Origin of the sequence: Brevundimonas balnearis (genome assembly GCF_042434805.1) — a bacterium.
Classification (GTDB): Bacteria; Pseudomonadota; Alphaproteobacteria; order Caulobacterales; family Caulobacteraceae; genus Brevundimonas; species Brevundimonas balnearis.
Genome location: NZ_JBHLSW010000003.1, coordinates 180179 through 192792 on the forward strand (window position 1 = coordinate 180179; position 12614 = coordinate 192792).

Sequence of the window (12614 nt, forward strand, 5' to 3'; positions counted from 1 at the left end):
GCTCAGCCCTCCGGCGCGTAGCCGGTCTCGGTCTTGAGATAGGCGATGACGTCGCGGCGGTCGGTCTCGTCCGGGATCCCGGCGAAGCTCATCTTGTTGCCCGGCAGGAAGGTGCGCGGGTTTGCCAGCCACTCGTTCAGCCGCTCGGCGTCCCATGCGAACCCCGCGGACTTGAGCGCGGTCGAGTAGTTGTAGTCCGGATGCGTCCCGGCGGTGCGGCCGAAAACGCCCCAGAGGTTCGGGCCGGTCATGTTCGGCGCGCCCTCGGGCAGGGTGTGGCACGAGCGACAGCGGGCGAAGACCCGGCGGCCGTTCTCCAGATCCGCCTCGCTGTAGGGCGCCGGCAGCGAAGCCAGCAGGGCCAGCTTCTCCGCCTCGGTCGGGGCGGATCGCGCGGGCGCGGGGGGCGAGCCGGTCGCGTCGGCGCCGTCCTGTTCGTTCTGGCCGCAGCCCGCCACGGCGAGCGCCGCAAGACAGGCGAGGGCGGCGAGGCGAGCCGACAGGCGCATGGGATCCGTCTCCGTGAAGGGCTTCGTCTGTCTGGCGTCTGAACGCATCACAGGCAATATGGCAGATGATCCTCGGAGCCCGACATGAGCCTTCACGACGCCTACGACCCCGACAACGTCTTCGCCCGGATCCTTAGGGGCGAGCTGCCGTCGGTGCGGGTCTGGGAAGACGACGAGGTGCTGGTGTTCCTCGACGTCTTTCCGCAGTCGGAAGGCCACATGCTGGTGATCTCCAAGACCAGCCGGGCGCGCAACATCCTCGATATCGAGCCCGATGTGCTGGCGCGGTTGAGCCATGCGGCCCAACGCGCGGCCAAGGCGGCGGTCAAGGCGCTGGGGTGCGACGGCGTCACCCTGATGCAGTTCAACGGCGCGACCGCCGGCCAGACGGTGTTCCACCTGCATTTCCACGTCATCCCGCGTTGGGCGGATCGGGATCTGAAGGGCCACGGCCAGGCGCCCATGGCTGACGCGGCCGCGCTTGAACCGGTCGCCGAGGTTTTGAGGGCGGCGTTCTGAGGCTTGCGCCTTGGGCCGCCGGCGACGATAAGCGGCGCTCCGAATCGCCGGTTTAGCTCAGCTGGTAGAGCAGCGGTTTTGTAAACCGAAGGTCGCGGGTTCGATCCCTGCAACCGGCACCAATCCTACTCAGAATCGACGGCGTGGGGGCCGAGGGCGGCGGACAGGAGTTTATCGCCTAAGATATATTATGCGAAATCGTGTGTTGTCCTATCGCGCGAACTTCCTGCTCCAACCATCGAACGCGACATCGACATTCTCGGGAAGAACTGCCCGCAGCGTCGCGTAATCCATGTCCAGGTGCAGGTTGGTGAGAACCGAACGCGGCACGCCGACGCGCGCGATCCAGTCGAGGGTCCGATCCAGATGCGCATGCGTCGGGTGCGGCGTGTAGCGAAGCGCATCGACGATCCAGAGCTCGGCCTTCGCCACCTCCTCCAGCGCACGCTCGTCCAGATCCGACACGTCGCTGGAGTATGCGACGGGCCCGACGCGGTAGCCGACCGAGCGGATCGGCCCGTGCGCCTGGTCGAAGGTGACGACCTCCAGCGCGCCGCCGGGGCCCGCGACCTCGAACGGCTGCCCGAACGGCGGCAGGTCGCGGGCCTCGAGGATCGCCGGGTACCCTTCGACGCTTTCGAAGATGTAGCGGAATCGTTCCTTGAGCGCCGTGCCGGTGGCGAGGTCCATCCAGGCGTCGATCCGTTTTCGGCGTCGCATCGCGAAGACGCGCAGGTCGTCGATGCCGTGGGTCTGGTCAGCGTGATCGTGGGTGTAGAGCACCGCGTCCACGCTGCGAAGGCTGGCCGCCAGGGCCTGGGCCCGGAGATCCGGGGATGTGTCGATCAGAACGTTCGTCTCGCCGTCCGCCCCGGCCTTGCGAAGCAGCAGCGAACACCGGGTGCGCCGGTTCTTCGCTTCGGCCGGATCGCACGCCCCCCAGTCGCCGTCGCCGCGCGGAACGCCGCCGGACGAGCCGCAGCCCAGGATCACCACCTCGAGCGTCATGGGCGCGGAATGCGGTCGAACAGGTTGAAGAAGGCGTCCTCCGTCCGTCGCTCCGCCTGCTCGCGCGACCAGCCGCGAAGCTCGGCGAGCTTGTCCAGCACGAGGCCGATGTAGGCCGGCTCGTTACGACGCCCGCGATGCGGCGCCGGGGCCAGATAGGGGCAGTCGGTCTCGACGATGATCCGGTCCTCCGGAAAGTTCCGGACCAGCTCGCGCACCTCTTCCGCGGCCTTGAAGGTGGCGATGCCCGAGACCGAGAACCACGCGCCCATTTCCGCCGCGAGTTCAGCCAATTCCCCCCCGCTTGTGTAGCAGTGCATCAGGAACTTGAATGGACCCTTGGCATGCTCGTCACGCAGGATGCCGGACATCACCGCGTCGGCTTCCCGGGTGTGAACCACCAGCGGCAGGCCGGTTTCCCGCGCGGCCGCGCAATGGGCGCGGAATACCTTCGCCTGCACGTCGCGGGGGCTGAGATCATAGTGGAAGTCGAGACCGCACTCCCCTATCCCAACGACCTTTTCTCGCTGCGACAGCTCGATCAGCCGGTCCGCCGACAGGTCGGGATCCTCCTTGGCTTCGTGAGGATGCGTGCCAACGGTGCACCACAGGTCCGGATGGGCCATCGCCAGGGCGTGCGTGGTTTCGAAGCTGGAGACCCGGTCGGAAATCTCCACCATCAGGCCCACGCCGGCGTCGCGGGCGCGCTGAATCACCGCGTCGCGATCATCGTCGAACTGGGGCGCGTGCAGGTTGACGTGGCTGTCGATCAGCATGCGGCGCGGGTCCGGTTCAGGTCGGCGACGGCGGTGGCCAACGCATCGGCCTTGTCGAGGTTCAGGCCGAGCGCCTGTTCGCGCAGCGCCTCGAGCCGGCTCCATAGCTCGCCCCAGCGGGCGGCGGCCTGCGGCGCGCTGTCGCCTGCCCGGCGTCGGGCCGCTGCGGCGAGCCGCTCCATCAGGGCTTCGAAGCGCGCCGCCCCCTCCCCGCCCCGGAAGCTGTCGGCCGCGGCCACCTGCTCCGCAGGCGCCAGACCCTCGCGCACCCAGCGATCGGCCAGGGCGTCCAGTTCGAGCATGGGTCCGGAGGCGAGCGCCAGCGCCTGCCCCGGCGACCCCGACGCCATCGCGGCGATCCGCCGCGCGGCCTGCTCGTCCACTCCCGCGCGCCCGGCGACGAGTTCGGCGAGCGCCGCCTCGCTCCAGCGTGGGAAGGCCAGGCGCCGGCAGCGGGAGCGGATGGTGGCCAGAAGCCGACCGGGGGCATGGCTGACCAGGAGCAGCACGCCACGCTCCGGCGGCTCCTCAAGAACCTTGAGCAAAGCATTGGCGGCGTTGAGGTTCAGATCATCGGCCGCGTCGACGATGGCGACGCGCCACTGCGCCCGTGAGGGGCTCTTGGAGAAGAACTCCGGCAGGGTTCGGGCCTGGTCGACCGAGATGGTGCGCTTGACGCGTCCGCCCTCCTCCTCCCGCTCCAGCACGAGCAGGTCCGGGTGCGCGCGGCCGGCGACCAGACGGCTGACCGGGTCATGCGGCGAGGCGCCCAGGGGCCCGCGCGTGGCGTCGGCCTCGGCGCCCAGCAAGCGACGCGCGGCGCGGTAGGCGAAGCTCGCCTTGCCGATCCCCTCGACGCCGGTCAGCAGCCAGCCATGATGAAGTCGGCCCCGGTTCCAGGCGTCCAGGAACGCGGCCTCCGCGCCGACATCGGCGATCAGCTCGAAGCGCTCGCGCGGATGACTCATCCCAACCGCGCCTCGACAGCCGCCATGACCCGCGCGGAGACGGCGTCGGGATCGCCCGAGGCGTCGATCAGGACGCAGCGCCCGGGGAAGCGGCGCGGCAGATCGCGAAAGCCCTCCGCCAGCCGGGCGTGAAACGCCGCGCCCTTGCCCTCGAAGCGATCTTCATCGCCGGCGCGGGTCCCGGCGCGCGCGAGTCCAGTCTCCACCGGCAGGTCGAAGATCAGGGTCAGGTCCGGCTGATCCGGCCCGACCACCGCCTCGTCCAGCGCCTCGATGAAGTCCGGGTCCAGACCGCCGGCGACGCCCTGGTACACCCGGCTGGAGTCGGCGAAGCGATCGCAGATCACCCATTCGCCCCGCTCGAGCGCCGGGCGAATGGTGCGTTCCAGATGGTCGGAGCGCGCGGCGAACATCAACAGCGCCTCCGTGCGGGCGGACCAGCGCTCCGCGTCGCCGCGCACCACGAGCCCTCGAATGTCCTCGGCCCCCTTGGACCCGCCGGGCTCGCGGGTGCGGATCACGCGGCGACCCTGGCGTTCCAGCGCTTCGACCAAACGCGCGGCCTGGGTCGATTTGCCGGCGCCTTCGCCGCCTTCCAGGGTGATGAACCGTCCGCGAGTCATGGATCGCACAATGGCGGCCCGGGCGCGTCAGGCAAGGCCTGATCAGGGGGCCGTGAACAGGCGCGCGTCGGAGACGCCACGCTCGACCGCCGCCTGGCGCGCGCGCTCGGCCGCGTTGGCGTCGGCATAGGGGCCCAGCGTCAGCCGGAACAGTTCGCCGTCGCGCGCGACGCGGGCCGCGCCCGAGAAGTCCCGCGCCAGCCGGTCGGCGTTGTCGCGGTCGAGGAAGGCGCCGGCGCTGACCCAATAGCTCGTTCGAGGCGCGGGCGGCGGGGCGGCGTCCGCCCGCCGCAGAGGCTGGCCGCCGCCGAGGCGCGGCGCCCGGCCGAGGTAGCGCACGCGCACCCGCCCGACCCCCCTGTTCAGCAGACCCAGGGTCTCGGCCGCCCCCCGCGACAGGTCGATGATCCGCCCGTCCACGAACGGGCCGCGATCGTTCACCCGCAGCACCGCGCGCTGACCGGTTTCAAGGTTCGTCACCTCGACCAGCCCCGGCAGCGGCAGCGTCTTGTGGGCGGCGGTCAGTCCATGCATGTCGAACCGCTCGCCGGTCGCGGTCGGGCGGCCATGGAAGGCGTCCCCGTACCAGGACGCCAGACCGACCTCGTCATAGCCGGGCTGCTCCTCCGGCCGGTACCAGCGGCCCCGGATCTGGTATGGCCGCATCGTTCCGGAGACGATCGGCGCCGGATCGGTCACGGGGGCGTAGGCGCCCGGAGGCGGCCGCTCGCCGACGCTGGCGCAGCCCGAGGCCGCCAGCGCCACGAGAAGGATCGCCAAGAGCCGCCATCTGGACATGCCCCCAGCATGCCCGGCGATTTTTCCCCTTTGGTTAACGCGGCCCCGCCCTGCTAGAGCACCGCCGACGGACAGGTGGCCGAGTGGTTTAAGGCAGCGGTCTTGAAAACCGCCGTAGGTGTGAGCCTACCGTGGGTTCGAATCCCACCCTGTCCGCCAAGCTTCAGCCCTTTACCCGCCAGGTCGCGCCGTCCGGGCCGTCCATGACCACAACGTTCAGCGCGTTCAGCCGGTCGCGGATGCGGTCGGCGGCGGGCCAGTCCTTGGCGGCGCGGGCGGCGTGGCGCTCGGCCAGCAGACGCTCGACTTCGGTCTTGAGGTCCTCGTCGGCCCCGCCGAACCACTGCTCGGGCGAGCTCTGGAGGACGCCGAGCAGGACCGCGGCGGCGACCAGCTCGCCCTTCGCGCGCGCCACCACGCCGTGATCGCCCGCCGTCATCGCGCGCTCGATCTCGCTGGACAGGCCGAACAGCACCGCCATGGCGCCCGGCGTGTTCAGGTCATCGTTCAGCGCTTTCAGGAACTCCGCCGGGGGCTCGTCGGTGGAGGCCTCGACCGTGGCCGCGCGATGGAGCGCGCCGTAGAGGCGGTCCAGGTTCTTGCGGCTCTGGTCCAGCAGGCCCTGGTTCCAGTCGAGGGGCTGGCGGTAGTGGGCGCTCAGCAGCGCCCAGCGCACCACCTCCCCCGGCATCGCCTGCACCAGGTCGTGGAGCAGCAGGACGTTGCCGATCGACTTGGACATCTTCTCGGCGTCGACGGTCAGGAAGCCGTTGTGCATCCAGTATCGGGCGTAGGCGTCGGGCGTCGCATGACCGTGGGCGCAGACGCCCTGGGCGATCTCGTTTTCGTGGTGCGGAAACACCAGGTCGATGCCGCCGCCGTGGATGTCGATGGGCAGGCCCAGCTGCGCCTCGATCATGGCCGAGCATTCGATGTGCCAGCCGGGACGCCCCGCGCCCCAGGGGCTGTCCCAGGCCGGCTCGTCCGCCTTGGACGGTTTCCACAGGACGAAGTCGTGCGGATTCTTTTTGTACGGCGCGACCTCGACCCGGGCGCCGGCGATCATGTCGTCCAGGTTCCTGCCCGACAGGGCGCCATAGGCCGCGTAGGCCGAGACGTCGAACAGGACATGGCCCTCAGCCTCATAGGCGGCCCCGGCGTCGAGGATCGCCCGGATCTGCGACACGATGGCCGGGATGTGATCGGTGACGTGCGGCGCGATGTCCGGCGGCGCCACGTTCAGCCGCGCCATGTCCTCCAGATAGGCCGCCTCGTACCGCGCCGTGACCTCGCCGATCGGCACGCCCTCCCGCGCGGCCTTGGCGTTGATCTTGTCGTCCACATCCGTGACGTTGCGGGCATAGATGACGCTGTCTTTTCCGTAGCTTCGCCGAAGCAGTCGAACCAGGACGTCGAACACCACCGGCGGACGCGCATTGCCGATATGGGCGTAGTCGTAGACCGTGGGCCCGCAGACGTAGAGCGTCACCCGGGACGGATCGCGGGGCTCGAAGGCGCGCTTCTCGCGGCGCAGGGTGTCGTGCAGAAACAGCGTCATTTCGCGGCAGGGGCCAGGGGCTTGTTGCGGGAAGGGAGGTCGGGCCCATATAGCCGTGTCGTCGCCCCGGCCCAACCGTCCGCGGTCCGACATTGAAAGGGAGCGCGGCGCGCGTCCATCCGGGGCCTTCGTCCCGGCGCTACTTCGCCGCGGACGTCATGACATGGATGCTCAGGTGAGCAAGCCCACCCTGGTCGCCGCGCGCGACGAACAACGCCCGTCCCGCGAGGAAGCCCTCGCCGCCGTGCGGACCCTGATCGCCTGGGCCGGCGACGATCCGGATCGCGAAGGTCTGAAGGACACGCCCAAGCGCGTGGTCGACGCCTACGGCGAATGGTTCGAAGGCTATCAGGCCGATCCGGGGAAGGAGCTGTCGCGCATCTTCGAGGACGTCCAGGGCTACGACGACATCGTGCTCCTGCGCGACATCGAGGTGGAAAGCCACTGCGAGCATCACATGGCGCCGTTCCTGGGCAAGGCCTATGTCGCCTATCTGCCGAAGGACAAGGTGGTCGGCATCTCCAAGATCGCCCGCGTCGTGGAGATCTTCTCCCGCCGGCTGCAGACGCAGGAGACCCTGACCCAGGAGATCGTCAACGCCATCGAGGAGCACCTCGACCCGCGCGGGGTCGCCGTGATGATCGACGCGGAGCACCAATGCATGACGACCCGCGGGGTGCACCATCGCCATGTTTCCACCATCACGACGCGGTTCACTGGAGCCTTCAAGGACGATCCGGCGTTGGTGGAGCGGTTCGTGAAGCTGGCGAAGGGCTGATCCCCTCGCCTCCCGGGCGAAATCCGCACGGGGCTGACCGATCAGGGCCTGTCGGCGCTTTACAAGCGTCGCCGGGCCCGCCAAGAGACGTCGTGAACGAAATCGCCCGGATGCGTTCGGGCCGAGCGGAGACACCTGCGTATGGGCGCCAAGCTTTCGGGACCGTCGGGCCAGGGCGGCAAGACGATCGAGCAGAACTCGGACATCAACGTGACGCCGTTCGTGGACGTCATGCTGGTGCTTCTGATCATCTTCATGGTGGCCGCGCCGCTGGCGACCGTGTCGATCCGTCTGGACCTGCCGCCGCCCGTGCCGAGCGACAACCAGGAGCAGGAAGAGCCGGTCTATATCACCATCCAGGAATCGGGCTCCCTGTTCATCGCCGATCAGCAGACCACCATCGAGACCCTGCCGGCGGACGTCTGCGCGGCCCTCGGCGGCGGCGCCTGCCAGGAGGAGCGCGTGTTCGTCCGCGCCCAGCCGGAAGTCCGCTACAACGAGTTCATGGAAGTGATGAACACGCTGCAGGAGAACGGCTTCCTGAAGGTCGGTCTGCTGAACGAAGACATCACCTGAGCCGCCGCTTAGTCGGAGAGATCGAGGGCCGTCCCGCCGGGACGGCCCTTTTCCTTTTGGGGACTTGACCGCCGGCCGCGTCTTGGTGTCCGTTGCGAAACGCAACGCTTGGAGCACGCCATGGCCGCCGTTCGGGACGTGAGGTTCGCCGCGCTTGACGGCTATGATCTCGGCGGTCGCGTCTATGGGGGCGAAGCGCCGACCATCGCCGTGCTCGTCACCTCGGGCACCGGATTTCCGCAGGGCTTCTACGAGCGGTTCGCCCGCAATGTCGCGGCGAGGGGCGCGGTCGTCCTGACCTACGACTTTCGCGGCATCGGCGCGTCGCGGCCGGAAGATCTCGCGGCGATGGCGATGGACTATCCCGACTGGGGACGGCTGGACATGCCCGCCGCCCTGAACACGCTCGCGGCACATGCGCCCGGTCTGCCGATCGTCCATGTCGGACACAGCGTCGGCGGCCACTTCGCGGGCTTCATGCCCAATCACGACCGCATTGAGCGCCACGCCTTCATCTCCGTGGGCTCCGGCTACTGGGGACGCCACCACCGCAGCTACAACCCGATCGAGCTGTTCTTCTGGTTCGGCTACGGGCCCTGGAGCCTTCGTCGCCATGGCTATGTGAAGGGCGGCTCCCTGTGGCGCGGCGCCGACCTGCCCCGCGGCGTCTACATGACCTGGCGACGCTGGTGCCTGAAGCCGGATTACTTCGCCGACGAGCTCGCCCGGCGACTGCGTCCTCACGCCTTCGACGACGTCCGCAGCCCCATCCGGTCCTGGATCTTTCCGGACGACCCCATCGCCACCCCGCGAACCGGCGCGGACATGTTGAAGGTCTATCCCAACGCGCCGTCGGAGATCGTCGTGCGCGGCCCCGCCGACTTCGGCGTGGCGCGGATCGGGCACGAGGGGGCTTTCCGTCGAGGGCTCGAGCCGCTGTGGGACGAGATCTGGGACTGGCTGAAAGGTTGAGCGCGGTCGGCCCGAGACCATATAGGGACCTCGTCCCAAGGAGCCGTCCATGCCGAACCCGACCGTCACCGCCGAAGCCGCCGGAGTCGCCATCCCTGTCCTGGGTTTCGGGACCTGGATGCTGGAGCCCGACGACGCCCGGCGCATGGTCCGGTCCGCGCTCGAGATGGGCTATCGCCACATCGACACGGCGTGGATCTACAAGAACGAGAAGGCCGTCGGCGAAGGCATTCGCGACTCCGGCGTCCCCCGCGACGAGATCTTTCTGACGACCAAGATCTGGGTCGCCCATTTCGCGGACGGCGATCTGCAGCGCCAGGCCGAGGAGTCGGCCGAGAGCCTGGGGACCACCCCGGACCTGCTGCTGCTGCACTGGCCCAAGCGGAAGCCGGCGATGGACGAAACGGTGCGGGCGCTCAACGACGCGAAGGCTCGCGGTCTGACCCGGCACATCGGCCTGTCGAACTTCCCGTCGGCGGTGTTCCGCGAGGCGCAGGGCTACTCCGACGCGCCCCTCATAACCAACCAGGTCGAGCACCACCCCTACCTGTCCAACCAGCCGCTGATCGCCGCCGCGAAGGAGCTCGGCTCGACGCTGACGGCCTGGTCGCCCTTGGCCCAGGGCAAGGTCGCCGAGGACGCGACCCTGGTCGAGATCGGCCGCGCCCACGGCAAGACGCCGGGTCAGGTCACGCTGCGCTGGCTGGTGCAGCAGGGGATCATCGCCATTCCGCGCACCCAGAAGGAGAGCCGGGCGCGGGAGAACTTCGACATCTGGGACTTCCAGCTGACGGGCGAAGAGATGCAGCGCATCTCGGCCCTGGCGCGGCCGGACGGTCGTCTGGGCGACTGGATCGACCCCGACTTCGTCTGGGACGACGCCGCTTGAAGATCCTGGGGTTTCCGGCGTCGGATCCGGAGGCGGCGCGCGTCGGGGCTCGCTTGAAGACCTGGCGGACCCGTCGCGAACTGTCCCTTGACGACCTGGCGAAGGGGACCGGCCTGACCATCGAACAGCTGCGGCGCGCCGAGGCCGGTCGGGAACGCCTGAGCGCCGAGGCCTTGACCGCCGTCAGCCGCAAGCTGGGCCTGCCGCGCTGGGCGCTGATGTCGGACACTTCCGCGACCTGAGGGGCAGGTGACAGGCCGGGTCGGCCCGCCTAAGCACGGGCATGGCCTACACGTCCCTGCGCGACTTCATCGATCTGCTGGAAGCGGAGGGCGAGCTGGTCCGCGTGCGCGAGCCGGTGTCCACCCATCTGGAGATGACCGAGATCCAGACCCGGCTGCTGAGGAACGGCGGCCCGGCGGTGATCTTCGAGAGGCCGGTGATGCCGGACGGCTCGATCAGCCCGATCCCGTGTCTCGCCAACCTGTTCGGGACGGTGAAGCGCGTGGCCATGGGCGTCACGCTGGAGAAGAAGCGACGCACGACGCCGCAGGAGCTGCGTGAGGTCGGCGAACTGCTGGCCTTCCTGCGTAATCCGACGCCTCCGCGCGGCTTGGGCGATGCGCTCGAGATGCTGCCGCTGGCGCAGACCGTAATGGCCATGCGGCCCAAGGTCGTGAAGCGCGCGCCGGTTCAGGAGGTGGTGCTGACGGGCGACCGGATCGACCTGACCGCCCTGCCCATCCAGGGCTGCTGGCCGGGTGAGCCGGCGCCGCTGATCACCTGGGGTCTCGTGGTGACCAAGGGCCCGTCCGACGCGCGCGAGGACGACTTCAACCTCGGCATCTACCGCATGCAGGTTCTGGGCAAGGACAGGACCATCATGCGCTGGCTGGCCCATCGCGGCGGTGCCCAGCACTACGCCCGGCACAAGAAGGCGGGCAAGCGCGAGCCCCTGCCCTGCGCCGTCGTGCTGGGCGCCGACCCGGGCACGATCCTGGCGGCCGTCACGCCGGTGCCGGATACCCTGAGCGAATACCAGTTCGCCGGCCTGATGCGCGGGGCCAAGGCCGAGCTGGTTCCCTGCAAGACCGTGCCGCTGATGGTCCCGGCGCAGGCGGAGATCGTGCTGGAGGGCCACGTCCTGCTGGACGAGCATGCGCCCGAGGGCCCCTACGGCGACCACACGGGCTACTACAATTCGGTCGAGACCTTCCCGGTGTTCCAGGTCGGCGTGATCACGATGCGGAAGGACCCGATCTACCTGACCACCTTCACCGGGAGGCCGCCGGACGAGCCCAGCGTGCTCGGTGAGGCGCTGAACGAGGTCTTCATCCCGCTGCTGCGCCAGCAGTTCCCCGAGATCGTCGACTTCTGGCTGCCGCCCGAAGGGTGCAGCTACCGCATCGCCGTGGTGTCGATGAAGAAGGCCTACCCCGGCCACGCCAAGCGGGTGATGCTGGGCGTCTGGAGCTATCTGCGACAGTTCATGTACACCAAGTGGGTCATCGTCGTGGACCACGACGTCGACGCCCGGGACTGGAAGGACGTCATGTGGGCCATCTCCACCAAGATGGACCCTGCCCGCGACATCACCGTCATCGAGAACACCCCCATCGACTATCTGGACTTCGCCAGCCCCGAGAGCGGTCTGGGGTCCAAGATCGGCCTGGACGCCACCGACAAATGGGCGCCCGAGACGAAGCGCGAATGGGGCGAGGTCATCCGCATGGACCCGGAGGTGGTCGAGCGGGTCAGTGAGATGTGGGCGCGCCTCGGCCTGCCGGGTGACGGCGCGCCGATCTGGAAATGAGACGGTGGGAGGCGCGCTCCCACCGTCCTTTGGTCAGAAGGTGAACTTGGCCCGAACCGTCAGCGGCACATAGGTCCGTTCGCCCACGTCGTTGATGGAGGCCAGGCCCAGACCGCCGATCGCGCTGTCGTCGCCGTCCAGCTCGCCGACGTAGCGATAGCCGGTTTCGGCCTGCAGCGAGACCGTGTCGCTGACCTGCCAGGACACGCCCAGGTCGATGCCCGCCGAAATGCTGGTCGTGCTGTCGTAGAAGGGTGCGTTGGCGATCAGGATGTCGGCGTCCGGGATCTCGAAGGTCGCCTCGACCGAGTCGGTGAAGGCGGCGCCCAGACGACCCGCCACATAGGGCCGGATCGCGCCGGACCCGAAGTATTGCCGATAACCGGCCTCGACGATCCAGCTTTCAACATCGCCGAAGGTGCCGAACACCGGAAGGGTGGTGTTCAGGGCCGGGACGAAGGCGCCGCCGACCTGCACCGTGCCCTCGTCCGATTTGACGTAGCGCACCGAACCGAACGCCTCGGCGCTGTCGCTGACGCCATAGGCCGCTTCGAAGCCCAGGTTGAAGGCCTCGCCATAGATGTCGTCATAGCTGCGGGGCTCGATGCGCAACTCCGCGTCCACCCCGGCCAGCGCGGGGTTCAACGGACCGAGGTCGGGAACCGGGGCGATGGCGCCCTCATGGACCTCTCCGTCGGTGGGAAACTCCGCTCCGGCCTCGAACCCGAAGGTCCACTGGCCGGGGGCGGTCTGGGCCTGGGCGGCGCCGGCGGCGGCCACCAAAGCCAGTGCGGAGGCGACGGCGATGGTCTTGGACATGATCCTCA

15 protein-coding genes and 2 tRNA genes are annotated in these 12614 nt (G+C 69.0%); 9 read left to right on the forward strand and 8 right to left on the reverse strand.

Annotated features, from left to right (window positions below; genetic code table 11):
• Positions 1-2: 2 nt before the first annotated feature.
• A complete protein-coding gene (locus tag ACFFGE_RS01930) occupies positions 3-509 on the reverse strand; it encodes a c-type cytochrome (protein ID WP_376833772.1) in 507 nt (168 codons plus the stop codon).
• Between the two features lie 84 nt (positions 510-593).
• Here ACFFGE_RS01930 and ACFFGE_RS01935 point away from each other — a divergent pair, with 84 nt between their 5' ends.
• Together ACFFGE_RS01935 and ACFFGE_RS01940 are read left to right on the forward strand one after the other, a co-directional pair.
• Positions 594-1028 (forward strand): HIT family protein, encoded by a 435-nt coding sequence (locus tag ACFFGE_RS01935; RefSeq protein WP_376833775.1) that lies wholly within the window; start codon positions 594-596, stop codon positions 1026-1028.
• 46 nt (positions 1029-1074) lie between these two features.
• Positions 1075-1150, forward strand: a tRNA-Thr gene (locus ACFFGE_RS01940).
• Positions 1151-1238: 88 nt separating this feature from the next.
• Here the strand turns inward: ACFFGE_RS01940 and ACFFGE_RS01945 are convergent.
• From ACFFGE_RS01945 to ACFFGE_RS01965, 5 genes are read right to left on the reverse strand one after another with little or no spacing between them, the layout of a single operon-like run.
• Positions 1239-2036 carry an MBL fold metallo-hydrolase gene (locus ACFFGE_RS01945; protein WP_376833777.1) on the reverse strand — a complete coding sequence of 266 codons (798 nt, stop codon included), beginning with the start codon at positions 2034-2036 and terminating at the stop codon, positions 1239-1241.
• The gene (locus ACFFGE_RS01950) at positions 2033-2812 is read right to left on the reverse strand and encodes a TatD family hydrolase (RefSeq protein WP_376833779.1); all 780 of its coding nucleotides are present in this window, start codon (positions 2810-2812) and stop codon (positions 2033-2035) included. Before ACFFGE_RS01950 ends, ACFFGE_RS01945 begins: the two co-directional genes overlap by 4 nt.
• Entirely contained in the window at positions 2806-3780 is a 975-nt protein-coding gene (locus ACFFGE_RS01955) for a DNA polymerase III subunit delta' (RefSeq protein ID WP_376833781.1), read from the reverse strand. The genes ACFFGE_RS01950 and ACFFGE_RS01955 overlap by 7 nt, the downstream gene beginning before the upstream one ends.
• Complete coding sequence (gene tmk, locus ACFFGE_RS01960; RefSeq protein WP_376833783.1) at positions 3777-4403, reverse strand: dTMP kinase; 627 nt, start codon at positions 4401-4403, stop codon at positions 3777-3779. Before tmk ends, ACFFGE_RS01955 begins: the two co-directional genes overlap by 4 nt.
• 42 nt (positions 4404-4445) lie before the next feature.
• Positions 4446-5183, reverse strand: a complete 738-nt coding sequence (locus ACFFGE_RS01965) for a septal ring lytic transglycosylase RlpA family protein (RefSeq protein ID WP_376833785.1) — start codon at positions 5181-5183, stop codon at positions 4446-4448.
• Positions 5184-5270: 87 nt separating this feature from the next.
• On the opposite strand from ACFFGE_RS01965, the gene ACFFGE_RS01970 reads away from it, so the two are divergent.
• Positions 5271-5360: transfer RNA gene (locus ACFFGE_RS01970), tRNA-Ser, on the forward strand.
• A 4-nt stretch (positions 5361-5364) separates the two neighbouring features.
• Here the strand turns inward: ACFFGE_RS01970 and cysS are convergent.
• Positions 5365-6759, reverse strand: coding sequence for a cysteine--tRNA ligase (cysS, locus tag ACFFGE_RS01975; protein WP_376833787.1), 1395 nt, complete (start codon positions 6757-6759; stop codon positions 5365-5367).
• A gap of 163 nt (positions 6760-6922) precedes the next feature.
• Here cysS and folE point away from each other — a divergent pair, with 163 nt between their 5' ends.
• From folE to ACFFGE_RS02005, 6 genes are all read left to right on the forward strand, one after another.
• Positions 6923-7537 (forward strand): GTP cyclohydrolase I FolE, encoded by a 615-nt coding sequence (folE, locus tag ACFFGE_RS01980; protein WP_376833789.1) that lies wholly within the window; start codon positions 6923-6925, stop codon positions 7535-7537.
• A gap of 141 nt (positions 7538-7678) precedes the next feature.
• A complete protein-coding gene (locus tag ACFFGE_RS01985; RefSeq protein ID WP_376833791.1) occupies positions 7679-8113 on the forward strand; it encodes a biopolymer transporter ExbD in 435 nt (144 codons plus the stop codon).
• Positions 8114-8233: 120 nt separating this feature from the next.
• Positions 8234-9085, forward strand: coding sequence for an alpha/beta hydrolase family protein (locus ACFFGE_RS01990; RefSeq protein WP_376833793.1), 852 nt, complete (start codon positions 8234-8236; stop codon positions 9083-9085).
• Positions 9086-9134: 49 nt separating this feature from the next.
• Entirely contained in the window at positions 9135-9974 is an 840-nt protein-coding gene (locus ACFFGE_RS01995; RefSeq protein ID WP_376833795.1) for an aldo/keto reductase, read from the forward strand.
• Entirely contained in the window at positions 9971-10216 is a 246-nt protein-coding gene (locus tag ACFFGE_RS02000) for a helix-turn-helix domain-containing protein (protein WP_376833797.1), read from the forward strand. Before ACFFGE_RS01995 ends, ACFFGE_RS02000 begins: the two co-directional genes overlap by 4 nt.
• A gap of 41 nt (positions 10217-10257) precedes the next feature.
• Positions 10258-11787 (forward strand): UbiD family decarboxylase, encoded by a 1530-nt coding sequence (locus tag ACFFGE_RS02005; RefSeq protein ID WP_376833799.1) that lies wholly within the window; start codon positions 10258-10260, stop codon positions 11785-11787.
• 33 nt (positions 11788-11820) lie between these two features.
• Here ACFFGE_RS02005 and ACFFGE_RS02010 read toward each other — a convergent pair whose 3' ends face one another.
• Positions 11821-12606 carry a hypothetical protein gene (locus ACFFGE_RS02010; RefSeq protein ID WP_376833801.1) on the reverse strand — a complete coding sequence of 262 codons (786 nt, stop codon included), beginning with the start codon at positions 12604-12606 and terminating at the stop codon, positions 11821-11823.
• Between the last annotated feature and the right edge of the window lie 8 nt (positions 12607-12614).

What these genes read in the sequence shown, in the direction of transcription:
- ACFFGE_RS01930 (WP_376833772.1), bottom strand. Translation starts at nt 509, where the DNA reads ATGCGCCTGTCGGCTCGCCTCGCCGCCCTCGCCTGTCTTGCGGCGCTC.
- ACFFGE_RS01935 (WP_376833775.1), top strand. Translation starts at nt 594, where the DNA reads ATGAGCCTTCACGACGCCTACGACCCCGACAACGTCTTCGCCCGGATC.
- ACFFGE_RS01945 (WP_376833777.1), bottom strand. Translation starts at nt 2,036, where the DNA reads ATGACGCTCGAGGTGGTGATCCTGGGCTGCGGCTCGTCCGGCGGCGTT.
- ACFFGE_RS01950 (WP_376833779.1), bottom strand. Translation starts at nt 2,812, where the DNA reads ATGCTGATCGACAGCCACGTCAACCTGCACGCGCCCCAGTTCGACGAT.
- ACFFGE_RS01955 (WP_376833781.1), bottom strand. Translation starts at nt 3,780, where the DNA reads ATGAGTCATCCGCGCGAGCGCTTCGAGCTGATCGCCGATGTCGGCGCG.
- tmk (WP_376833783.1), bottom strand. Translation starts at nt 4,403, where the DNA reads ATGACTCGCGGACGGTTCATCACCCTGGAAGGCGGCGAAGGCGCCGGC.
- cysS (WP_376833787.1), bottom strand. Translation starts at nt 6,759, where the DNA reads ATGACGCTGTTTCTGCACGACACCCTGCGCCGCGAGAAGCGCGCCTTC.
- folE (WP_376833789.1), top strand. Translation starts at nt 6,923, where the DNA reads ATGGATGCTCAGGTGAGCAAGCCCACCCTGGTCGCCGCGCGCGACGAA.
- ACFFGE_RS01985 (WP_376833791.1), top strand. Translation starts at nt 7,679, where the DNA reads ATGGGCGCCAAGCTTTCGGGACCGTCGGGCCAGGGCGGCAAGACGATC.
- ACFFGE_RS01990 (WP_376833793.1), top strand. Translation starts at nt 8,234, where the DNA reads ATGGCCGCCGTTCGGGACGTGAGGTTCGCCGCGCTTGACGGCTATGAT.
- ACFFGE_RS01995 (WP_376833795.1), top strand. Translation starts at nt 9,135, where the DNA reads ATGCCGAACCCGACCGTCACCGCCGAAGCCGCCGGAGTCGCCATCCCT.
- ACFFGE_RS02005 (WP_376833799.1), top strand. Translation starts at nt 10,258, where the DNA reads ATGGCCTACACGTCCCTGCGCGACTTCATCGATCTGCTGGAAGCGGAG.
- ACFFGE_RS02010 (WP_376833801.1), bottom strand. Translation starts at nt 12,606, where the DNA reads ATGTCCAAGACCATCGCCGTCGCCTCCGCACTGGCTTTGGTGGCCGCC.